This window comes from Sphingobacterium sp. MYb382 (assembly GCF_037572665.1).
Lineage (GTDB): Bacteria > Bacteroidota > Bacteroidia > Sphingobacteriales > Sphingobacteriaceae > Sphingobacterium.
In genome coordinates, this window is the sequence record NZ_JBBGZT010000029.1 from 225,790 (window position 1) to 249,603 (window position 23,814).

Consider the following 23,814-nt stretch of genomic DNA (forward strand, 5'->3'; position numbering starts at 1 on the left):
AACATGAAAAAAAGATATATACTCGCAATTATAGTGTTGCTCTCCATCCAAGTGCAGGCACAGCAGCATGACACAAGTCCATTAGTCATGGAGCATGAAAATCATCCGATAGAAGAAGATGTAAACCCTAAAGATGACCTCCGCTGGGGGATTAAAGCAGGAACAAACTATTACAATTTATATGGTAAAGAGATAGACTTTATCTTCGCCAACCAACAGACATCCTACAAAGCGAGCTTTCATGTAGGTATATTTGTCGATACCCGATTGAGCAATAAATTTGGGTTGAAGCACGAGCTTTTATTCAACCAGCGTAAGGTAGGCGTATCGCTAGCAGACGATACAGAAAATATATACGAATCGACCATGACGCGCAATTACCTCGACCTGATGCCTGCCAGCATTACCTTTCAACAAGGAGGCCTACAGCTGTTTGCTGGCCCTTACATAAGTGCACTTTTAGGAGCCAACGTAAAGCGAAAAGATGAAGATGGCAAATGGTATGCTGATAAAGACATTTATGGCGATGGTGCTAATGATGAAAGTAAAACTCGTTACCTCCAAAAGTTGGACTTCGGACTAAATCTAGGGATGGAATATTACTTTAAAAACAACCTCTCATTAGGTGCTCGCTATTTGCATGGCTTCACCGATTTATTTCAATATGCCAATAGCTATACACAAGAAAGTAGCAAAACAGATGCTATAAAAATATATAATCGCGGATGGATGTTATCCTGTGGATATCGTTTTTAAACGTTAAGTGGTTACTACAAAAAAAGCTTCCATTGGTACACGTGCCAATGGAAGCTTTTTCTATATACTTATCTTAATAAAAATACTCATCAACGATAGATAGAAAGACATCTTCTGTACTCCGGTATCGTCTCATCAATTGATTCCATGTTTTTCTAGCAAACTCAAACCTATTACCCAAGCTATCCTCATAGGTCCAGTTACCTCGATTATCTTTTCGTAAAGAAGCTGTTTCACGACCATCACGTATACTTAGATTTCCAAAAGCGTCTTTTTTAACCTTTGCATATTTTCCAGGGTTGTTTCCTCCCTGATTTTGCTCCTGTCGCACAAAGATATCAAGGTCTTGTTCCAAACGATACCCTCGATTATCTTCGATAAGCACCTTATCGAAAATTGTCACGCTATACTTAGCTATATACTTTTGATTATCAATATTTTCGCGAATAAGCCCCATCAGCATATCCGTTTTCCGCTGTTTATCGCCTAAAATACCAGAAAACTTAATATCAATAAATTTCTTCTCGTAGGTGATACTATTCTGTTTACTATCGGTGAATATCAAGGCATCAAAAATATCCTTTTTCAAAGTAGCCTTATACTTTAGATCATCATCACTATACTGTAAATCTCCAAAAATATCCGTCGTAACAGATATACGTTGAGCCAGCAACACATTTAAGCTTAACAAACATACCAAGAGTGTAATAATCTTCTTCATAATAAGGCGCTTTATTTCTGTATAGATAGCAAGCGGACAAGATTGGTTTAACAGCTCGAAAAATATATTTATCGAGTAACGATTTTCTAGCAGCTAAAGTACTAATCATAATTAGTAAGCATTTTTCACCGAAAAATTCCCCAGCTTCACCGAGAAAAGAGAGCTAATCATCTAAAACAACTATATATCAACAACATACACAACTACCTTTGGAGTATCAAATAACAGAAACTAACAAATTAAAATAATATTGTCATGAAAAGAATCCTATCAACCCTCGCTATCGTCTTCGTTATGATGACAAGTTTTACCGCTTTCGCAAGCTCAAAAGCATTGCCGTCGAAAGCTATGGAAAGTACTAAAACAGTAAAAAACTATTTAGACTTTGTCAGCACTGCAGATCTTAAACTACACAAGAATCTCTTTACATCGGATTTTGAATATTTAAACAAAGCCAACGGCGTGAGCTGCAACAAAAGAGAGTTCATTAAATTTGTCAATGAGAACAAAGCCTTAAACTACAATTGCACCACAAAATATGAAGTACTAGACGAATGCGCACAGACAGCAGTAGCAAAAATCACAATGGACTTCGGTCATTTCACACGTGTTGACCACGTCGCTTTAACCAAAGAAAAAAATGATTGGAAAATAAGTAAAATAACGACCGACTACCAATAAGCACCAGTCACTTATACAGAAGAAGCCCAAACGATGTTGGGCTTTTTTTATGGCTTCATGCCTCTAAAAAGGCGTATATTTCATCTTTCTAGCGTCATGATTACGCTTTGTCTTGCTATTCTCGGGCATAAATATGACTTTTGAATATAAATTTTTTACTATGCAAGCATTAAATGGAAAAACGGCACTTATAACGGGTGGCGGAAAAGGATTAGGCAGAGCCATGGCAATAGCATTGGCTGCCGAAGGGGTGAATCTATTACTAATTAGTCGCACCTTATCTGACATTGAGAAAGTAGCGGCTGAGGCTAAAACCATCAACCCTGCTATACGCGTTGAAGTAGCAGCAGCCGACGTATCAAATTTAGAAGAGGTGCAAACAGCACTTCAACACTTGACGGCAGAAAGCAAGCGTGTAGACATCTTAATCAATAACGCTGGAATCCTAAAAACTGGTGGTTTTCTAGATCTTCCAATTAGCGACTGGGAGAAAGTTATTCAAGTCAATGTGTTTGGTACACTATACTTAGTACATGAAATATTGCCGCTTATGATTGAACAAGGCGCTGGCGATATCATCAATATTGCTTCAACAGCAGGATTAAAAGGTGCAGCCAATTTAAGTGCTTATGGTGCTTCCAAAGCCGCTGTTATCAACTTGACGGAGTCCTTGATGCAAGAGGTACGCAAAAAAGGTATTCGCGTGACGACGGTAAATCCTAGCACTATCGCTACCGACATGACGCTAGACGCTAATTTTACCGATGGAAATCCAGAACGCGTGCTACAGCCGGAAGACTTAGCCTTCTTAGTGGTTAATAATTTAAAACTTCCTAACCGTGCATTTGTGAAGGAAGTAGGCCTTTGGTCGACCAATCCATAATTCATATTATCGTTTCCACAAGCTCTTGTGCAGCTTGTGGAAACGTTTACCTAAGAACACCCTTATAACGGCTTCTTGCAGGTGATAAGCCAAAATTTAAAAGCCGCTTGATTGGACTGCGGATTCGTTTGCTCTCCAATTTCGGTATAATATACCAATCCATAAGGAGCAAATTCTAAACGTACGGCCTCCTCATCATAGAAAAACAGTTGAGCCCCTTGTCCGATCTCAAAAGTATCGACGTCTATTTTTTTACCTTTCCCATAATTTGGTGAATATTTAGAAAGCACAGAAAAAACTAACGTCCCACCTGGTACTAATTGCTGGAAACAGTCTTTCAAAAACTTTTTGCGCTGTCGCGGATTTAGGAGGTACAATAAGCCATAACAAAAAACAGCGTCATAAACTTCCTGATCAAAAGGCATATCCGTTACGGAACCTTGGTATATTTTAAGTTCCTTGCCATAGTGCTTCTCTGCGATAGCAATTGCCTGTTCAGAAATTTCAATGCCAGATACCCGCATGCCCGCGGCACTAAAAACTTGTGCATTTCGCCCATAGCCAATTCCTGGAACAAGCACAGTCCTTACCCCTTCTTTCACAAAATAATCCTTGGCCATACGTGCTGATACGGTAGGCTCAAATCCCCACATCGCCTGATGTTCATTGAAACTCATATCCCAAAAGCGTTCCATATCAGCAGCTGTATTTGTAGGTTCCTCACACATTTTATCGGGTAAAACCTTACACGTAAAACCTGAATTTTCTACCAAACGGATCACCACTGCGGTGTCCAAATCACTATTTTCTAAACGCAATATTTTATCACAATCCTCCACATCAATATGTATCAATGCTTGCGGCATCATAGCTACTAAAGAAGCCTTTAGCTGTGCTGCTTGTTCGCGATTTTCTACATTCGTTTTAAACAAATCTATCCGTTTCATCATTTTTTAATACATCTACTTTTTTATAAACCGTCGATCTTTCTACCACTTTCTATGCGCTACAAAATTAAGTATATTTGTTATCCAAAAGATCGTACTTTCCTATTGGATAGCACTATCCAACAGGAAAGCGAATAGACTATGCAAAATAAAGAACCCGAAAGAGACTGCTCTAAAGCAACCCTCGCTATCAAAGATGCGGTAGAGGCTATTGAAGGACGATGGAAGCTACTTATCCTCTACGCGCTGTGCAGTGGACCGAAGCGTTTCAAGGAGCTTTCAAGAGCAGTGCCAGGCATCACCGATAAAAGCCTTTCAAAGGAATTAAAGGATATGCAGGAACATAAGCTTATTCGTAGAGAAGTAGAAGAAAATACGCCCGCTATCATAGCCTATAGCATGACCGAACATGGAATGTCGCTACGGAAGTTATTATTTGAACTTTGGGACTGGGGATTGATACATCGTAGAGAGGTTTTGGAGACCAAAAAGTAAATCGAAAAGATATGGTATTATCCATTTCCTAAAGATACTGTAACACCTTTAGGAAATGGATAAACTGCTTAGAAATTTTCAGTAACCAATTCCATATTGACCATGGCGCCACAAAAAGTTCCTGTCGATACGGCATTGGAGACTGAACGCATCGGACTACAGTTATCGCCACAAGCATATACACCTGCAACAGAGGTTTTCTGTGATCCATCTACTTGAATAAAGCCTTGCTCCGTAAAGGTACAGCCTAAATCTTCAACGATAGTACAATGTTGTGTGAACGGTAGCGGAGCATAAACTGCTTTAAAGTCCATTGTGGTGCCATCCACAAAAACAACAGATTGTACATACCCTTCCTCATGTATAATTTCACTGATTTCCTTTTCCACGACAGCAATATTGTGTTTTATGAATTTCGCTTCCTGCTCTGCCGTAAAATTGGCCTTACCTGCCGTTAGAATCGTCAGTTTATCCGTTAAGTTGTGAATTAAAGAAGCCATATGTGCCGCCTTATCCCCATTCGCGATGAGACCTGTGTTTGCACCACGAACTTCATAGCCGTGACAATATGGGCAGTGGATAACAGAGATACCCCAACAGTCTGCAAATCCTTTGATGGCTGGCATTGTATCGGCAATACCGGTTGCAAAGATTAATTTCTTCCCTGTAAACTGCTTGCCATTATCTACTGTAATGGTAAATCCATCGACAAGCGGCTCTCCTTTAATTGCTCTCCCCTCATGAAAAGAAACTGAAGGATATTGTGCTACTTGGTGCTTACCAAGCTTAGCAATTTCTTGAGGTACACTTCCATCTTGTGTCAAAAAATTATGCGAATGCGGCGTTTGTCGGTTACAAGGTAAGCCGCTATCAATAATCAATACATTACGTAAAGAGCGCCCTAAAGATAACGCTGCAGATAGCCCAGCATAGCTGCCGCCAACAATAATAACATCAAAATAAGATTCCATATGTACCTGTTTAGTTTTTGTAAATGCTCGAATGGAAGTGGAAAATAGCTCTGTTGCTATCGCTAAACAACTCCGTTTTATAAAATCCTTTCTTCCTATTTTCCAAATAGACATCCCTTCTTATGAAAGCAAATGTATTATTAAAAAACATAAACGCAACAACATTGCAACAAAAGAATTAATCGCAGTATATCTTATGACAATAAACTGAAAAAGGCTGTAAATAGAAATGCGCCCTAGATGATACCTCTTCAATCTAGAACGCAAAACAAATAACATCCGGCGAAGCCGAAACTATAAATCAACACCTAATAGGTACTCAAATCCAATTCCATCTGAATATTACAGCGTTCATAGGCCGAAATATGACCAACAATCTTTTGATAGCCCAGTTTGTAATATAGGTTAATCGCAGGTTTTAACACGGTATTACTTTCCAAATAAATCTTTGAAGCACCCAATTCCTTGGCGCGTCGTGCAGCTTCCCTGCCGAGCAAGTAACCGATGTTTTTACCTTGTGCTTTGGGCGACACGGCCATTTTCGCTAATTCATAGCCATATATAGGGTCGTCCATCTTGATAAGCGCACAAACACCAAGAGGCTCCCCTTGATAAAGGGCGACAAAAATTTCTCCTCCACGGTCTAAAATATACTCTTGAGGATGGTCTAAAGCTTTGAAATCACCTTCCTCCATCGTGAAGTAGGTGGAAATCCACGCTTCATTTAAATCTTTAAAAGCCGCCTTATATTCCGCTTTAAAAGGTACAATATCTACTTCTTTACTCTCGCGTATCTTTTTCTGCTCGACGACTCTTCTATATAAAGATTTCTGCTCTAATAGAAAGTCCCATTCAGCTATAGCCTCCCATAAATTATGACGTGCTTCTACCATTAAATCCTCAATAGCAGCATCGACATCAAGGTATTGACCTTGTATTTTCGCATTTATAGCTATCCCTTTTTCCGTTAGGGAAACTAGATTTTGTCTCTTATCTTCAGCTTTTCGATTTTCTTCAACTAACCCTGCTGCGGTCATCTCGCGAATGATCTTACTGACCGAAGGCTGCGAATGACTTATGTCGGCAGCAATTTCTGTAATGGTCTTCTCCTCCTCTTCCGTCAATACGAAAAACACAGGAAACCATTTTGGTGATAGTTCTACACCATACAGCGCATACAACTGAGAAGCATCTTCTGTTACTTTAGCCGTTAAAAGTCGTAGACGACTTCCCAATGCCATTTTTCCTGTTTTTGAAAATAAATCCATCTTTAAATAATCAATTACATAACTAATTATACAAATGTGATTATTTATTTTTTATCCTGCAAGAGAATCCTAAAAAAGACCTTAAACGGTTGAAGCTAGGCCTTGAAAATTAACGAATAACCTTTTCTACGGGCCCTAAGCGGATAGCAGCTCACGCTATTTTACGGTCCATTAGCAGAAAAAAGCTAGCTTTGTAAAGTGAATACACCTTCTATACTCATTATTGGTGCTGGTCCAGCCAGCTTAATGGCAGCCGAACAGCTGGCAAAAAAAGGCTATAAAGTACAGGTTTATGAGCAAAATAAAGCTGCTGCTCGTAAGTTTCTCGTTGCTGGACATGGAGGCTTCAACCTCACCCATAATGAGGATATAGACCGTTTCGTTCTAAAGTATGATCATCCGCGCATCGCGGAAATGGTACGCTATTTTGATAACCAAGCAACCTGTAGCTGGTTAGCATCTTTAGGAATTTCTACCTATGTGGGAAGTTCCGGAAAAATCTTCCCAACCAAAGAAATCAAGCCTATTATGGTGCTAAATGCGTGGCTCGACAAGCTTCAATCCTTGGGTGTGGAATTTTTCTACAACCATCGGTTTATTGATTTTACAGAGAAAGAGGTTACCCTAGAATTTCAAGGACAACAGCTAAAAAGAAGCTACGATAAACTTATTTTAGGACTTGGTGGAGGCTCCTGGGCCAAAACAGGATCGACCGCAGCATGGGTACCGCTGTTTCAAGAAAAAGGAATCGAAGTGATGCCTTTGCAATCAGCAAACTCAGGCTTTAACAGCCCCATAGCACGTAAAGAACTGGAAGGTCAGTTTCTAAAAAATATCGTGGTACACTACGGTTCTGAAGCTAAAAAGGGAGAATTAGTGTTTACAAGCTACGGTATTGAAGGAAGTCCGATTTACTACATGAATCGCTTTGTGCGTAAGCATGGGGTTCCAAATCAACTTTTCATCGACCTAAAGCCAGAAATGGAACAGGCGCAAATTGAAAAAACCCTGGCGAGTCCGGGAAAAGTGACGGAGCATCTCAAGAAAAAAATACGCCTACAAGCGGCAGCTATCAACTTATTGAAAGGATTGGATAAGGCTATTTTTCTTTCGCCCGCGCATCTAGCGCAACATATTAAGCGCTTCCCTATTGCTATAGAGAGTTTCCGACCAATAGACGAAGTTATATCCACCGCAGGAGGTGTTTCTTTTGAGGCTTTGAACAACAACTTATCGCTCAAAGCCTTCCCTAACATATATTGTGTAGGAGAAATGCTCGACTGGGAGGCTCCTACTGGTGGCTACCTACTACAAGCATGCTTTAGCGCTGGGCGCTGGGCTGCCGACAAGCTTTAGGCGCTATTCCGCTTTCAAGGCACGACCGTAGGTTGCCAAGGCACGTTCGCGTGCATAGGCATGCTCAACCATTGGCTGAGGGTAATCAAATGTGTCCAACTCAGGCACCCATTTCCGAACGTAAGCGAGATCTTTGTCAAACTTCACCGTCTGTAAAGTAGGGTTAAATACCCGAAAATAAGGAGCGGCATCACAGCCCGAACCTGCTGCCCACTGCCAGTTACCATTATTCGCCGACAGGTCATAATCGTCGAGCTTAGCCGCAAAATAAGCTTCGCCCCACCGCCAATCAATAAGCAGGTGCTTACACAAAAAGCTAGCAACAATCATGCGTACACGGTTGTGCATAAAACCAGTCGTATTGAGCTGTCGCATGCCGGCATCCACAATCGGGTAGCCCGTATTACCGTCGCACCAACGTTGAAAATCGGCTTCATCATTTCTCCACACAATAGCATCATATTTCACCTTGAAAGACTGCTGCACGACCTGTGGAAAATGATAAAGTATCTGCATAAAAAACTCACGCCAAATTAATTCCGATAGCCAGGTTTGATTATGCTGCTGCGCAAAAGTGACACATTTACGGACACTAATGGTCCCAAAGCGCAAGGCAATCCCCAACTCCGTTGTTTTCTCCATAGCTGGAAAATCACGATGCTTGTCGTAGTCAGCAATTTTCCCTAGGTCTAACGTTGGCTTGCTAAAACGTATAGCGGTCTTTTCAAAACCAAGACTTTCTAAAGTCGGTATTTCCACAAATGACAAAGGTAGTAGCTGCGTAAAATCAGGCTCTGCCGCCTTCAAATCACTAGGCTGCAAATTTTCTTTCCATCGGCGTGCATAAGGCGTATACACCGTATAGGGCTTGCCGTCAGCTTTGACGATAGACGATTTATCAAAAATAACCTGATCTTTAAAAGCCTTAAAAGGGATTTCCTTAGTCTTGAAAAAATTGAAAGCTAGTGTATCACGCTGAATAGCCGTAGGTTCATAATCACGATTACAATAAACAGCTTGCACATCATATTGCTCGCACAACGCTTCAAAAACCACCGATGGGCTATCGTGGAAAAAGCTTATCGCCGAGCCATGCGCTTTAAGCGCATCATTCATCAGGCTTAGTGCTTGATGTATATAATCCACACGACGGTCTTTCTTATCCTCCAATTGGTGAAGGATATCTGTATCAAATATAAATAACGGAAGAACTGGAAAACCGGATTGTAGCGCCTGTTGTAGCCCCACATTATCTTCCAACCGTAAGTCTCGACGAAACCAAAATAACGTAACCTTACTTTTCATTAACAAATGGATTTTCTTGATTTTGGTTTACCCAAATAAATTTTGAAACATCATAGCCAATAGCTTTAGCTTGTGCTAAGTAGGCAGTTTTCACCGTATCAGGAATATTTTTCTCGCGCGATAAAATCCATAGATAATCCAAATTTTTACCTGCTACAAGTGCATATTGATAACTGCTATCTAGTGCCACGACATTATAACCAGAATAAAAAGGCCCGAAAAAGCTTACTTTTAATGCTGCTTCGGTACGGTCACCGCGGAATTTTGCTAGTCCATCGGCCGATTTCCACTCTTTACGCACGGTATCATAACCGCTATTACGAACGATTACATCGCCTTTTTCATTCAATTTATACTGTGCAATAACATTATCCATGTCCTTTTCGAAGCGATGATCTAAACGAGCAATTTCATACCAAGTTCCCAAATAACGATTCGCATCAAAATTGCTAACCACCGTTGCTTTTTCAGGTACATAAACGCAAGCTTGCATGCATACAATCAATACAAGGGAAAGCCCTATTAGTCCTGTTATCTTATTTTTCATAATTATCCTATTAAATAAATAATGAATTTGCGTCAATCCTTATGCCATAACCAGCAGACATAGGAAAAAGAATATACAGGCAAAGATACGCACAAACCTGTATTTGAACGTTGCTCTTTTGCACTTACTTTTCATTAAACAATCGATTTAATAGCCTATCAAACCTACTTATTGACAGCAACAGACAGCACTTCAGGAGGCCCTATAATCATCATAAACCGTCTTTTTAAAGCATCCACGCTACAAATGGCACGTGCTTTGCTTCGTTGACTCCGTTAAGTCATCATTTTTAAGTATCTTGTCCTTTTTATGCACAAACCATTTGTTATGCGCAAAAACAGAAATGTATTCACGTTGTTTTTACTGCTATTAAGCTGTTGTCTATTCACCAGCTGTTTCGACCTTGTCGAAGAAATAGACCTTAAGAATGATGGTACCGGTCGTATAAAAGCGACATTGAACCTCAGTAAAAGTGGTAGCAAAGTGGCTTCATTGATGAAGTTAAAAAGTGTCAGTGGTATTACTATTCCGACAGAGGCTAGCATTCGCGAACAGACGGAAACCATCGCTAAGATTTTGCGTGCTACGCCAGGCATCCGTCAGGTACAATACAATTTGGACTTCAAAACCTATATTGCTACGCTATCTTGTCAATTTGACAATGTGGAAGCGCTGAATCGTTTCACAGAAACATTAGCCAAACATTTTAAAAGCCCATTAGGTAAAAACAATAGCTATACATATAACAAAAATACACGAACGTTAACGCGTAGTTACCAATATACCCCCGAACTAAACAAGGAATTTTCAAAGCTGTCAACAAATGACCGTTCCCTATTTGATGATGCTTTTTACACCAATATCATTCGTTTCGACGATGTCGTAAAAAGCCAGAGCCATCAGGCTGGTAAAATTTCAGGCACTAAAAAAGCCGTATTACTTAAATTAAAAGCAACCGATTTGATTCTTGGTAAGGCCACCCTTGCCAACAGTATCACCCTTTCTCAATAAAAATTATAACATGCAAATTAAAAAGTATCTATTAGCTTCTATCCTAGCTTATGCGAGTAGTCATGTCGCACAAGCACAAGACCTTATCCAACAGGTGCCTGCGGAGGCTCAATTTGTTGGTGTAATCAACAATAGAGCTATTGTTAATCACCGTTCATTCGACAAAATCAATAGCCTACTGACGCAATTAGGTGCTTTTGAAGAACTAAACAAGGACAGAGCAACTCCGTTAAACAGCATTTCGGATTTAGATATAGACTTTAAGCGCAATGCTTACGTTTATCGTACAACAACGGATAGCACCCAATATGTAGGAATCCTTGTTCCATTAAAAAATGGTCTACAAAATGTAGAAGACCTATTTAAAAACTTTAAAACCCTGCCTGATTTAGATGGCTACCATCGTCTCGCTTCGGAGAACTTAAAAACTCAAGCTGCCTGGAATAACAAGTCACTGTTCTTCCTCATAGGCGATGTACAAAATAGTTATTTTGAGGATACCGAAGTTGCAGAGCGCTATGGTATAGAGCTTCCTGCTGCAATGGCATATGATGATGGTGATTGGGAAGCCGTTACGGAACTAGAAGATTTAATTGGTGAGGAAGCCGATGATTATTATTACACGGAAGAAGCTGAAGAAGCAGAGGCCGCTGAAGAAGCAGAAGGATACGAAGAAGCTGAAGAATATATCGCTGCCGACTCTACATCTGTTCTAAGTATAGATATCGAAGATACCGATTGGGATGACGAATCCTATGACGAAGAGAATTCTTTGTACACAGATTCTGCTTATCAAGCAGAGCTTGCGCGAAGCATCAGAAATCAAGAAATTAAGGATAGTTTATTAGCAAACTGGATAGATGTTGATTTTTTGCACCTTCTAAAGCCTGCAAAAGCTATAGCGAACCAGAAAGAAATCTTAAATTTTGATGCTAACAAAACGTTAGCACGCGTTTGGGTTAACAAATTCGGTGAGCTTTATGCGAATAGCATTCCGTATGACATGATGCGCTATACATATGGTGTTAAAATCGCGCCGTTCAACTTCGGTTATGAAGAAGCTTCTATTGATTTAATTCAAGACAAGAACACGTTAAAAATAGCGACAACGATTGGCCTAGATAAAGATTTAGCAAGTAATCTTGCTCCGGTATATAATGGAAAGTTAAACAAGAAGTTTGCGAATTATATACCTGCTGACCATATTGGTTACCTATCATTAAACATAAGTACCGAAGCTTACTTACAACAAGTGCCCAACTTGATGGAGCGTTGGTATGCACCATTCTTAGGTGAGTATGGTGATATTGCTAATATCGTAGCTACAGCGTTCTCTATCGCATTGGATGAGAAAGCTATTGCCAAAACATTCCAAGGAGACCAAGTTCTCGTGTTAAACGGCTTACAAAAGAAAGAACGTGAATATATAGATTACGAGTTTGATGAAGATGGTGATTATACAGAGGTAACGAAAACAAAACAAGATTACGAACCTAGTTTCTTGTGGATGTTTACAGCGCAGGATCAACGTCTATATAAAAAGTCACTAGCACTTGCACAGAAATTAGAATATGCTCAGGAGTTAGGCAACAACTTCTACCGCATACAAGAAAAAGTGAAAAACCTTTCTTTCTACGCATATTTGAAAGATGATATGGTATTAATCAGTAACGATAGCACCTTGATGCATTCCATCCAACAGAATCAATTTAAAGGATTCAAAGATGCCCAATTGGCAAAGGACTTACAGAAAAACACATTCAACGGTGTTATTCGTACCAAATCTATGATCAAAGCTATTGATGATATGGATATACCTTTGTTAGCTACTTGGCAGAAGACATTGGACGAAATGAGCAACTACGGTGATTTGCACATCTCTGCGGAAAAGATGAAGAAAAACAAAGTACGTGGTGAGGTTTCAATCTCCTTCCCGAATGCAAAGGAAGATGCATTAAGTTATTTACTAGATCAAGCTTTAGATAAGTTTGATACCAACAAACGCGTAATTCTTGACTAAATGAAAAAAATAGCTGTACTCCTTCTATCCATCCTATTGCTTCTAATCATAGGCCTGATAAGCACCTTTTATTGGCGTAAGCATCAGGCAAAAAAGCAATACGTAAGTAGACAGAGTACAGCTGTTCTTGCTATAGGAATCGATGATTATGCTGTTGATAACCTATACGACCTACTTAAAAGCTCTGGAAAGCAGAAAACAAGTACGGATAAGGATAGGCTGAAGGCAAAAGACATTTTTTTCAAATCGGGCCTCAGCATTCCATCGCGGGTATTTTTATTTACGACGGATGCAGCACCCAATCAGCTATTTGGCCATCTGGCTGTCGACAACTATGAAAAGGCACTAACCTTTTTTCAACAGCACTTCAAAGAAAAAGTTACCCCTGCCGAATCGACGGACGCACCTGTTGCTATACGTTTCAATGCGCATACCGTAGCCTTGCTCACAAAGAAAGACTTTGTAATCTTGCTCTCTCAAGCGACAAACCCATCAACGGATGCTTTGCAAGCACTATTAGTGGACAAAGAGGCATTGGTGGAAGTACAATCGTTTACCCAGGCTAACCCAGCCATCTTCAAGGCACACCTAGCTTTCAGTAGCTTGACACAAGATTTCAGCCTATCGGCCATGGTGAAGCAGAACCAGCTTTTCCTGGATGGTGAATGGGAATTAGAACAAGCGTTGGCAGGCCCGCTAAAAGCTAGACAGACCGATAGTACGCAGGCGGTATTAACTTTTTGGAATAACCTTCCCTTAGCGGAAGTTCCCCTACTCGCTAAATTGCTCACGAGCTACACGGGTCTGGATGAGCAGAGCTTAGCGACACATTATGCCAATTATATAGATTTAGAAGTCCTCGACCAGCAGACGCAGCAAACGGATACCATCATTACGTATAGCTACGATGATGACTTCAATGCAAAAGAAGAGCATGAAGTTCGCCAACTAAGCGTTCCACAAATTACGCAAGTATGGAACAATGAAAAAGGCATATCTTCATTTTTGCCGGACCGCATGTTCTACAATTTTTATCAAAAAGAAGAAAACGGTATTATCATTAACTCGACATTTACAACTGGACACGCTCCACTCGTTATGGTGCCGACAGAAGTGCCCTTATCTTTAACCGTAAATTTTCAAAAATGGCCTTCGGCATGGGCTATAGGTTTATTTAAAGAACTCAAAGAATCGACTTGTAAAGTACAGCTACAAGCGGTGAAACATAGCGACAAAAAGCTTATCTGGAAAGGGCAAGCTACTTGGAACCCATAAAATAATAGCCTAAAAAAGCCTCGCAAATTTATCATTTGCGAGGCTTCATTTTTATACAACTTTAATAAAGACTAGTATTCGTCTTCTTCGCTGTTAAGAATCTCCTTATGGTTACTCACGTTATTCTTAACCTTCGTTTTATATTTATTAATCTGTCTACGTATCGATTCTATAGCGACGTCGGTTGCCTCCTCAAAGGTTTTGGCCTGTGCTTTAGCGAACAACTGACTGCCAGGAATATTTAATTTTAACTCCACGACCTTATTGGCCTCATCTTCTACATTTTCCAATCGCAAATAGCAAAAACCTTCGATAATATTGTCAAGGAATAAGCCTAGCTTAGCTGCTTTTTTCTTAATGAAGTCAACCAACTTCTGATCTGCATCAAACTTGATAGATTGCACTGTAATGTTCATTTTTCCTCCTTTTTTAAGCTTTTGGATGAGCTTGTTTATAAATCGATTTCAATCTTTCCACTGAATTATGCGTATACACCTGCGTTGCTGCTAGTCCTGCATGCCCCAACAATTCCTTGATGGCGTTGAGGTCTGCACCATTATTAAGCAAGCTGGTTGCAAACGTATGCCGCAATACGTGCGGGCTTTTTTTCTGTTGTGTCGTGATCGCTGCCAATCCTTTATTAACAATTCGGTAGATTAAAGCTGGATAAGCTGTCTTTCCTTCATTAGTAACGATTAATGCACCTGAATTGTTTTTAAAAGGTTCTTCGTACTTGAGCTTCATGTATTTCTTGATTGCCTGTATCAAAGTAGGATGAATAGGTACAAAACGTTGTTTATTACGTTTTCCAAAAATCAGAATCTTCTGGTTGTACATATCCAGGTCTTTTTCCTGAATACCTAACAATTCGGCCAAACGAATTCCTGTACCAAAAAGTAACTCCATCACCACGAAACTACGTAGCTCTTGAAAACTCTCCGCCTCCGCTTCCTGCCGTTCCAACAACCCTACTAATTTTTCAGGCTCGACGACAACAGGCAACTTTTTGGGTGTCTTCAACACCTTAATCAAAGTCATCGGATTTTCTGTGCGTAGCTGCTCACGAATTAAAAATTTATAAAAAGAACGTAATGAAGAGATAATCCGGTTGATGCTGCTTGCTGCTTTTCCTTCCTCTTTCAGTATGGCTAGGTACTGCCGTACGACACGGTAATCTACCGCATCATGGTTTAGTTTTTCTGTAGCCAAGAAAGCGTCGAAAGCATCGAGGTCATTTTTGTAGGCCAGTAAGGTATGCGCCGAAAAACGCTTCTCAAACTGAATGTAACTTAAAAACCGCTGCTTCTCCATGTTAATCTCTGCTTCGCTTAAAGTTAATGATTAAATTGACATGAACAAATGATTTGCTGTATTTGTTACCCGAAAGCTACAATTAGCAGACGTTTATTGAAGCCGGTATATTTTACAAATAGTTTTACATAAAAAAAAGCTCGAAGTAATATGTATACATACGACTTCGAGCCTTTCTCATTGCTACCTTACATTAAAAATGCAGCATACTTAAAAGGTTAAAATATAAATTCCTCTGTAATATTCAATCCGTAACAATCGGAAGCTACCAAAGTCACTTTACGAATTTTATTCGACGGCTCTTTAGGCAAAGGCAATTCCCAAATATGAGTCGACGCTCGTTTCGTAACGGGATTCATACTGTTGCCTAAGGTTGGATATACTTTACTTTTATTTTTCTCAACCACGGTCAGAATATAAGGATCAACCCTTTTCGTTTGCGTCATCGTTTGCCACTCCCCTTCATCAATCTTCAGTTTCACCTCTGTACTATCGCTACCAGCATATACATTGGCAACCAATTTATCATCTTCCTGTACCAGCGATGCCTGCTTGTGGGCGTCTAACCCCACAGCTTTATATTGAATAGCATAGTTATTTTCCGTAAAATGAATCGTAAAATAGCCTCTTGGCGTACCACACTGCATAACAGCCTCGGGAATGCCATCACTATTTTTCTCTCCACGCCACCACGTTCCGCAAGTAGCACCAACTCCTATTTCTTGAATATGTGTATTAGCAAAGAAATAACGGTTGACGGTATGCGTATGCCCTGTGAGGATCAACACCCGTTCATAGCCAGCCAATAGGTTGAAGATTTCGTCACGATTGCGCGTATGCGCCATCGGAATATGCTGACTGATGACAATAGTCGTTTGTTTAGGCACATGCTTCAAATCGTTTTTCAGAAAAAGTAGCTGTTCTTCATCTACGCGACCTTCATAGCTATTTTTGCCCGTAGCATACACATTGTTGAGCACAACAAAATGTACAGCACCCTGATTGAAGGCGTACCGATCGGCTCCGAATGTTTGGTTGAAAACATCATTCATAAACATCGGGTTTTCGACATGTCGATCATGATTGCCAACCAACGTCCAGGACGCTTGCGGGAGGTACTCCATCAATTCTTTGACATCAGCTAGCAACTCCATCTTATTATTCACCAAATCGCCCAACATCAAGTTTAACGTTAAATCGTTGCGCTGCGCCAATTCTTTGAAGATGCTTTTGGCGGCAAAAGTGACTTCCTCTTCACTATCGACTTGTATATCGCCAATGGCACCAATAGTAAAAGGAGCTTTATTCGCTAAAACTTTCGTTAAAGAGACAGCATAATTTACGGTATCCGTAAAGTTCTGATTTGGGTTAAGGTATAAAAAATTGGCATTGCTCACCTTGGAGGTAACGTTTGTTTTTTTATAGGCCGAAGGCAAAATGGGAAAAATAGATTGTCCCTTTTTGGCGGACAAAACAAACTTTCCTTTTTTATCGGAAGATACGATATCAACTCCATTGGATAGCAAGATATCTTTTAGAGCATGTTCTCCTTTATCTTGAAGACCATTCCCATTTTTATCTTCAAAAACGACACCTTTCACCACAATATCAACACCTGCCGTTTGGGCCTGTATAGCTAACCCACTTTGCAAAAAGAGCCAGCAGCTAATTCCTAATTTCAATTTATTTACCATACAAAAACTATGTATTTATCGCAATGTATATAAAAGCGTATCACTCTAGAGCGACACGCTTTTATTTAACTATAATCCAGGAATATCGTATTTAAACAAAGTAGCCTTACTATCAATATTTGTTAATAAATAAGGAATACCTTCTTTAGATATTTTCAACTCAAATTTATCACTATTCTGTGTAGACACCTGTGTCGATGGGTTCCAGTTGCCCGTTGTTTTATTATAGGTTGTTACTTTAACCCCATTGTTTAAATCGCCATAAACTAGGAAAACTCGTCCATCTGGATGTACTTTAATCGCTACGTTATCCCGATTTGCTGTAGAACTCGTCGTTTGAGCAAAGCCATCACCCAACTGTCTCCACGTTGTACCATCCCAGTGCATCACATAAGTAACATACGACGGCGAGTTGGATTGATAGACCATATAAATCTGTCCATCTTCAGTAACATCTAAATCAATACCTTGATTACCCGAGTTAGAATTTGAAGGGCCCACATTTGTCGTTCCGACTAAAGACCACGTACCTTTATCGAGCTTATAGATGGATGGCTTACGTACCGCTGTGCCTTTAGCAAGGTCCATCGTCGCGTAGTACAATTTATTATCACGTCCTTTAAACATTTTCGAAGAGAAACCTGTTGACGATTGCGGGAAAGTTTGTCCTGACCAAGCACCATTTTTGAAAGACTCTACATAGGTACCACGGTTTGGATAAGGTGCTGCGGCACGCCCAAAGATGTAACCAATATACGGTACATCTGTAGCATCTACTTGCATACTTAAGTAGGTCACGCGCTCATACGAACCAAACTGTCCACCGACATAAGACCAAGCGCCATTTTCAAATTTCTGTAGCGAGGCATTTTGTGTTTTTGCGCCTGCTCCATAATCTTTGTAAGCGGCATAAATAGTTCCTTTACTATCAAAAGCCATCGTCACGACATCTACTCGGGTTTCAGAGAAACCATCTTCAGCACCTACAGGAAACCATTGCTTCGTTTGCGCGTCATAACCAATCATGGCTGCCTTACGTAAGTTATCCGTAGCTCCTGATAGCTGAACGAGCACATACGGCTGGTTGGTATTTGGATGAAAATCTAAGGCAAAAGATGAAATCTTAGACTCTTCAAAGAAGCTTGACAACGGAATTTTCGTCCATTGTGGAGCCGTCAATCGACCTACGGTAACGACAAAATGCTCAGGTGTATCACTTTCCGGATCGCTAAGTTCCAATGTTCTTGGTTGTGTATAATCGAGTTCTGTCTTTCCACTCACAAAAGAACCGCCATTAACTTTAATGGTTGCCCCAGCGCTTGTCGTGATGCGCGCCACCAATTTAGTCACGTCTGCATCAATAGGCAAGTCAATCTGAATAGCCGTCTTCGTAATCTTCGCTTGATAATCTTTAAACAAGAAATCTTTGTTATCCGCTGCATAGAAGCCAAAAGTCAAGATAGAAGCATTTTTCAAGGCATGCACCGTAAATTGTGACATAGCACGTGGCGACTGAAAACGGTAGACCGTGGCTTTACTTAAATTGATTGGCGTTATACCCGACTCCTGCACTTGACTACCAACATAGGTGACAAAAGGATCACTATTTGTTGTAAACGAAGGAACAGACTGCGTAATATCAATAGCATTAGGCACCCGGATGTAAATGTTATTCCCTTCAATGACCGCATTGATAGGATGTTGAAGCCCCACATTGGAAGCTGGCTCGAAACTGAACGAAGTCAGCTCTATATTATCGGCATAAATCTCTTGTTGCTTGCTACAACCCGTAAAGAGAAGAGCCGCGCATACAAGAACTGCACTTATACTTAATATCTTTTTCATAGTTTATTTTTTAAAACGTTCGGGCATCAGCACTGCTTTCACCTGCGTTGCCTTGTTGACTTTTTCCTGTGTCCACTTACTGATATCAGCCGTACTTATCGCCTGCACCATCTTTTTGTAATCTGTAAAATAATTCCAGTTCGCAAATTGGAAATAGATATGATTGCGCAATTCGGCGCTCCAAAAAGTTTCTTTGTTATACTGATTATCGTAGGTCTGTATCATTTGCGTTTTTGCATTTTCCAACTCTTCCGTAAAGTAATTTGGATCTTTAGCGATATGTGCCAATTCTACAAAAACTTGGTCTATCAAAAAATCCTTACGTGAAGGCTCGCAAGAGAAATTAATCTGCGTACGAATCAAATTAGCGGGTTCAGAAGTTGCATTAACTTTAACACTTACGCCATAGACACCAGAATGTTCTTCCCGCAAATTCTTGCGTAGCTTCACTTTAAGCACATTCTCCATCAACTCATTAAACAAGATTGCTGGATAGTCATATTGAACATCCGTCGTCTGAAAGAATAGATTAACGGTCGCTTTATCGGCCTCCCCCGCATATAGCAATATATCTTGATTCACATTTTGCGAATACGAAGGTTTACGTTGCGCTTTCGTGTATGCACCTGCCGGCAAAGCACCAATATATTGCTCAATGTAAGGCTGTAAAGTATCGACATCAAAATCACCAATCAGCACGAAATCAAAATCACTAGCCGACTGGAAACGTTCCTTAAATACGGGAACAATACGATCTAACTGTAAGTCTTTGGCAATACGATCAGCTGAAATTTCATTACTTTCATTATCATCTGCCCCCACGGCTTTTCCAATCGCTTGGTAATAGGCCGTCGTCATATTGTATACTTTTTCTTTCGCCGCGTCTAGAGTCCTTTTCTTAAAATTGGCAAACACAGTAGCATCTACACGTGGATGTGTCCACTTCAAGTACAAAAGCTCAAACATGGTTTTCATATCTTTCATACTTGCTGACGCGGATAATCCCTCGCGGTGTTGCGAAAGCACAAATACCGATGATGCCGAATTGCCATTCAAATACTTCGTCAACGCCTGTCGGCTGAAATCACCAGCACCACTCGCACCAATAATATCTTTCGCATAAATACCATTGATATAGTCGGCCGAATCTAAAGCCAACACACCTCCTTTACGGAAAGCCGTTAGCTGTATATGCTCTTTACGTCCTGCACTTTTTTTCAAGTATACTTTAGCACCATTTGATAATGTCCATGTATGCAAATCAATCGCTTCGTTGAAGCTTTTACTGACCACTTGTCCAGCTGTTGGGAGTTTCGGTAGAAGCTGTTCTGGAATTTCAACCTGATCCTTCCAGGGCGATACTTTTGCATGAGCAGCCTCCGTAAACAAGGCAGATAAATGTTCTTGCGTAGGTAATGCTTGTGCTAAGCGTGTTGGTCCAGATAGGATGACAACGGTATTGCCAGGCTTAAAATAGCCGTTTAAATGCTGCTGAAGGCTTACAGAATCTATCTTATCCAATAGCGATAAAGTCAACACACGGCTATACTCTTTATCCAACAACAACTCGCCGGTGAAAAAACTATTCTTCAAACTGGCTAGCATTAAGCCTGCATGCACTTCTTTTTCAGGTTGTGCGCGTTCCAGCTGCGCTTGATATTGTTTTTTGTAATCGTCAATCTCCTGTTTTGTAAAGCCGTAACGTACTAACCGTTCTTTCTCGAGCAGAAATTTACGAATGCCCGATTCGATATGGTCTTCATACAATACGGATCCACCAATGGAAAGACCATTGTGTAACAATAAATCAGCAAAAGACATCGATGCACTTTTGTATTCGTTATCAAGCTGCGCTAATCGATCAAAACGTTTCTTTAACAGGCTATTCACCACCCGATGCTGCATACTCGTCAAGAAATCCGCCTTCGTATTGACCGCATTGGATGCAGGCAACTTGGTGATGTAACTAAAATCAATACTGTTCGCTTCTTTATCGGTATACACTTTAAACAAGGTATCCTGATGTTCTTTCAGCGTATAAACCTCTCGTCGTGGCGCTTGCTTTTTATCTTTGGCTTTGCCAAAAAGATTCTTAATTAACTTTTCAGTTTCTTTTACATCTTGATTGGTCACAATAGCTAAACCCAACAGAGACGGTCGATACCATGACTGGTAAAAATCAACAATCGTTGGACGCTGAAAATGATGCAAAATATCTAAAATACCGATAGGCTGACGTTCCGCATAGCGCGAATTATAAAAAATCAACGGCAAAGTCTGATCACTCATGCGCGCATCAACGCCTTGTTTAGTACGCCATTCTTCGATAATTACACCACGCTCTTTTTCTATCTCTAGAGAATCAAAACTCAAATTGAATGACCAATCGTAAACAATAGCCAACGCTTTAGCCAGGTTAGCCTTCTCTTTGCTATCGATCGTTATTTTATACACGGTCTCATCAAAAGAAGTATGTGCATTAAGATCGGCACCAAATTTAACTCCTAGCGACTCCAAGAAGGTGATGACTTCATTCTTCGGGTAGTTCTTACTTCCGTTGAAAGCCATATGCTCCACAAAGTGAGCTAAGCCACGTTGATCATCACGCTCTTGCAAAGATCCAGCATTGACAAATAGCTGTATAGCCGTTTGTTGGCTTCCCGATGTGTTGGGATAAATGTAATAATGAAAACCATTTTTCAGCACCCCCGCCACAAGCTTGGGGTCTTGTGGTAAGACCTGCGCACGTACGGCCAAAAGCGAAAGCAATAGCGCAACGAACAAAAAGCAACTTTTTTTCATTCGATTAAACATCATTAGATCTTAATAATTTTTAATTCCGACTGATTGGCATCAGGACCTGGCAAGCCAATAGTAATTTGCTTATCGTTCTTCAGCAACTTAATGCGAATCGTATTGTCTTTAGCTGGATCTACAGCATGCGAAATCCAACGAATACGGATAGGCATTTCCACAAAACCAGGTTTAAAAACTAAGGAAGTTCCTGTATTTAACAACTCGAAGTCTACGCCTGCTTTCAGCCCGTCGCCCACAATGACCTCATAGTCTAAGGTGATTGCTTCATACTGTTGCTTGGTACTAAAATATACGGGATACTCGACCGTTTCATTTCTTGCCGTCTGCACCTGTACTTCAGATGCTTTCTTAACGTGGATATAAAAGAATGGGTGATCGTAAGGCGTAGCCAGCTCCTTATTGCAAGAAGCAAATAGCAGGCTTAACAGCATCCCCAAACCGAATACAATATTTTTCATGGTACTATTTATTTACGGTAGGATTAGGTAAAATTGATTTATTAACATCGAGCTCTGCCCTCGGAATCGGCAGGATAAACAAATCATTTGGATAAGTTAAACTACATACGGAAGAAGTACAACCCGTTCCTCTATTCAGATTTGATTTGTAACGCATAATGTCATAGATACGTTGTCCTTCAAAAGCTAATTCTTTACGTCTTTCATTTTTAATTAATGTCAAAAGCTCCGCTGGAGATCCATAAGTCAAAGTCACCGCAGCAGGCGCAATACCTTTTGCACGACCGACAATCACCTTTAAATCAGCTTCCGCCAAATTATATTTCTGTTGCTGGAAGTAGGCTTCTGCACGGTTAAGGTACACCTCGGCTAAACGAATGACTTTCGAATTAATCGGCCAGTTGAGGTCAATAACGTCGGGTTTGCGTGCATTTTTAAGCGACATGTATCGTTCTGAAGTTGGATTATACAAGAACATCGTTTTGCGCACATCATCCGTATCGAATAGTCCCATAAATGCATCTGTTGGTCCCGCTAAAAACGAAGTTCTGTTGGAATAGAAGTCAGACAAACTACCTAATGATTTCACGTTTAATGTAAATTGCCAGATAACCTCCGGTGCAACTTGCCAAGTTAATTGATCATTAGCCATAAACATTTCACTGTAATTTGCCGCTGACGACAGCGTGAACTTTTTGCTATCAATTAATTTTGAACTCTGCTCAATAACCTGATCATACCGTTCCATATAAAGGTAAACACGTGACAACAAGGCTTCAGCAGCTTCTTTAGAAGCATAAATTTTACTCTTCCCAGCGTTGTTCCCTAAAAGTTGTGCTCCAGCTTCGAAGTCGGCGATAATCTGTGCATAGGTATCCTTCATACTTGCACGCGGAACCCGCTCATTAGGCAAAGGGGTAACCAAAGGAATCGGAATGCCTAAATGTGAAGCATCAGCCGTATAGGTATAATGTTGACTATACACATTCGCTAAAGCTAAAAACGTAAGTCCCCGTAAAATACGCGCTTGTCCAACGATAGCGTCAATATCGGCAGCTTGACTTGGTACAGCCTTTTTTATATTATCAGCTGAGTTCAAGATGTTATTGATATTATTGACAGACTCATAACCAGAGAACCAAATACTCAAAGTTGACCCTATTTGATCATCTTCATTATAGGTATAATTATAATCTGTTAACATATAATTTTGCGTTCCCCCATTAAAACGGACCACATCATCGGCACGCAAGTCGCCATAAATACCATATTCCGACTGGAAGAATTTTCCGGCTAGACCGTAACTCCCGACCAAGGCACTACGCAAGCCACTTAAATCGGTGAACAATTGATCTTTTCCCAACTGTCCGATGGGTTCAACCTCCAAAAAAGAAGATCCGCAAGAACTTGTGAATAAGACACAAGCTAAAGCTGTATATTTTAATAACTTCAT

The 23,814-nt window shown here is 40.3% G+C and carries 21 protein-coding genes; 8 read left to right on the forward strand and 13 right to left on the reverse strand.

From position 1 onward, the window contains the following. The first annotated feature begins 3 nt into the window (after window positions 1-3). Window positions 4-756 (forward strand): porin family protein, encoded by a 753-nt coding sequence (locus WH223_RS18725; protein ID WP_340049392.1) that lies wholly within the window; start codon window positions 4-6, stop codon window positions 754-756. A gap of 73 nt (window positions 757-829) precedes the next feature. Here WH223_RS18725 and WH223_RS18730 read toward each other — a convergent pair whose 3' ends face one another. Beyond that, window positions 830-1,477, reverse strand: a complete 648-nt coding sequence (locus tag WH223_RS18730) for a hypothetical protein (RefSeq protein ID WP_340049393.1) — start codon at window positions 1,475-1,477, stop codon at window positions 830-832. Between the two features lie 255 nt (window positions 1,478-1,732). Between WH223_RS18730 and WH223_RS18735 the strand changes: the two genes are divergently transcribed. Together WH223_RS18735 and WH223_RS18740 are read left to right on the forward strand one after the other, a co-directional pair. After that, complete coding sequence (locus WH223_RS18735; RefSeq protein WP_340049394.1) at window positions 1,733-2,158, forward strand: nuclear transport factor 2 family protein; 426 nt, start codon at window positions 1,733-1,735, stop codon at window positions 2,156-2,158. 160 nt (window positions 2,159-2,318) lie between these two features. Beyond that, window positions 2,319-3,041, forward strand: a complete 723-nt coding sequence (locus WH223_RS18740; RefSeq protein ID WP_340049395.1) for a 3-ketoacyl-ACP reductase — start codon at window positions 2,319-2,321, stop codon at window positions 3,039-3,041. A 62-nt stretch (window positions 3,042-3,103) separates the two neighbouring features. Here WH223_RS18740 and WH223_RS18745 read toward each other — a convergent pair whose 3' ends face one another. Next, on the reverse strand, window positions 3,104-3,991 hold the full coding sequence (locus WH223_RS18745) for a class I SAM-dependent methyltransferase (protein ID WP_340049396.1): 888 nt from the start codon (window positions 3,989-3,991) through the stop codon (window positions 3,104-3,106). Window positions 3,992-4,129: 138 nt separating this feature from the next. Between WH223_RS18745 and WH223_RS18750 the strand changes: the two genes are divergently transcribed. Next, entirely contained in the window at window positions 4,130-4,483 is a 354-nt protein-coding gene (locus WH223_RS18750) for a winged helix-turn-helix transcriptional regulator (protein WP_340049397.1), read from the forward strand. A gap of 68 nt (window positions 4,484-4,551) precedes the next feature. Here WH223_RS18750 and WH223_RS18755 read toward each other — a convergent pair whose 3' ends face one another. Next, window positions 4,552-5,454, reverse strand: coding sequence for an NAD(P)/FAD-dependent oxidoreductase (locus tag WH223_RS18755; RefSeq protein WP_340049398.1), 903 nt, complete (start codon window positions 5,452-5,454; stop codon window positions 4,552-4,554). A gap of 308 nt (window positions 5,455-5,762) precedes the next feature. Next, window positions 5,763-6,722, reverse strand: coding sequence for a bifunctional helix-turn-helix transcriptional regulator/GNAT family N-acetyltransferase (locus tag WH223_RS18760; protein ID WP_340049399.1), 960 nt, complete (start codon window positions 6,720-6,722; stop codon window positions 5,763-5,765). A gap of 198 nt (window positions 6,723-6,920) precedes the next feature. On the opposite strand from WH223_RS18760, the gene WH223_RS18765 reads away from it, so the two are divergent. Next, entirely contained in the window at window positions 6,921-8,078 is a 1,158-nt protein-coding gene (locus WH223_RS18765; protein ID WP_340049400.1) for a TIGR03862 family flavoprotein, read from the forward strand. 3 nt (window positions 8,079-8,081) lie between these two features. Here the strand turns inward: WH223_RS18765 and WH223_RS18770 are convergent, their stop codons facing one another. Both WH223_RS18770 and WH223_RS18775 read right to left on the reverse strand, forming a co-directional pair. After that, a complete protein-coding gene (locus WH223_RS18770; RefSeq protein ID WP_340049401.1) occupies window positions 8,082-9,383 on the reverse strand; it encodes a cryptochrome/photolyase family protein in 1,302 nt (433 codons plus the stop codon). Continuing rightward, a complete protein-coding gene (locus WH223_RS18775) occupies window positions 9,373-9,930 on the reverse strand; it encodes a lipocalin family protein (protein WP_340049402.1) in 558 nt (185 codons plus the stop codon). The genes WH223_RS18770 and WH223_RS18775 overlap by 11 nt, the downstream gene beginning before the upstream one ends. Before the next feature lie 327 nt (window positions 9,931-10,257). On the opposite strand from WH223_RS18775, the gene WH223_RS18780 reads away from it, so the two are divergent. The 3 genes from WH223_RS18780 to WH223_RS18790 are packed head-to-tail and all read left to right on the forward strand — an operon-like array spanning window position 10,258 to window position 14,236. Continuing rightward, entirely contained in the window at window positions 10,258-10,941 is a 684-nt protein-coding gene (locus WH223_RS18780; protein ID WP_340049403.1) for a hypothetical protein, read from the forward strand. 10 nt (window positions 10,942-10,951) lie between these two features. Next, window positions 10,952-12,961, forward strand: a complete 2,010-nt coding sequence (locus WH223_RS18785; RefSeq protein ID WP_340049404.1) for a hypothetical protein — start codon at window positions 10,952-10,954, stop codon at window positions 12,959-12,961. Beyond that, window positions 12,962-14,236 carry a hypothetical protein gene (locus WH223_RS18790; protein ID WP_340049405.1) on the forward strand — a complete coding sequence of 425 codons (1,275 nt, stop codon included), beginning with the start codon at window positions 12,962-12,964 and terminating at the stop codon, window positions 14,234-14,236. A 71-nt stretch (window positions 14,237-14,307) separates the two neighbouring features. On the opposite strand, the gene hpf is transcribed toward WH223_RS18790, so the two are convergent. The 7 genes from hpf to WH223_RS18825 form a co-directional block, all read right to left on the reverse strand. Beyond that, entirely contained in the window at window positions 14,308-14,652 is a 345-nt protein-coding gene (gene hpf, locus WH223_RS18795; RefSeq protein ID WP_340049406.1) for a ribosome hibernation-promoting factor, HPF/YfiA family, read from the reverse strand. Window positions 14,653-14,665: 13 nt separating this feature from the next. Then, window positions 14,666-15,547 (reverse strand): tyrosine-type recombinase/integrase, encoded by an 882-nt coding sequence (locus tag WH223_RS18800; RefSeq protein ID WP_340049407.1) that lies wholly within the window; start codon window positions 15,545-15,547, stop codon window positions 14,666-14,668. 218 nt (window positions 15,548-15,765) lie between these two features. Further along, window positions 15,766-17,241 carry a calcineurin-like phosphoesterase C-terminal domain-containing protein gene (locus WH223_RS18805; protein WP_340049408.1) on the reverse strand — a complete coding sequence of 492 codons (1,476 nt, stop codon included), beginning with the start codon at window positions 17,239-17,241 and terminating at the stop codon, window positions 15,766-15,768. Between the two features lie 69 nt (window positions 17,242-17,310). Beyond that, window positions 17,311-19,086 (reverse strand): hypothetical protein, encoded by a 1,776-nt coding sequence (locus tag WH223_RS18810; protein WP_340049409.1) that lies wholly within the window; start codon window positions 19,084-19,086, stop codon window positions 17,311-17,313. A gap of 3 nt (window positions 19,087-19,089) precedes the next feature. After that, window positions 19,090-21,888, reverse strand: a complete 2,799-nt coding sequence (locus tag WH223_RS18815) for a M16 family metallopeptidase (RefSeq protein WP_340049410.1) — start codon at window positions 21,886-21,888, stop codon at window positions 19,090-19,092. A 14-nt stretch (window positions 21,889-21,902) separates the two neighbouring features. Continuing rightward, the gene (locus WH223_RS18820) at window positions 21,903-22,361 is read right to left on the reverse strand and encodes a hypothetical protein (RefSeq protein WP_340049411.1); all 459 of its coding nucleotides are present in this window, start codon (window positions 22,359-22,361) and stop codon (window positions 21,903-21,905) included. 4 nt (window positions 22,362-22,365) lie between these two features. Then, complete coding sequence (locus WH223_RS18825) at window positions 22,366-23,814, reverse strand: RagB/SusD family nutrient uptake outer membrane protein (protein ID WP_340049412.1); 1,449 nt, start codon at window positions 23,812-23,814, stop codon at window positions 22,366-22,368.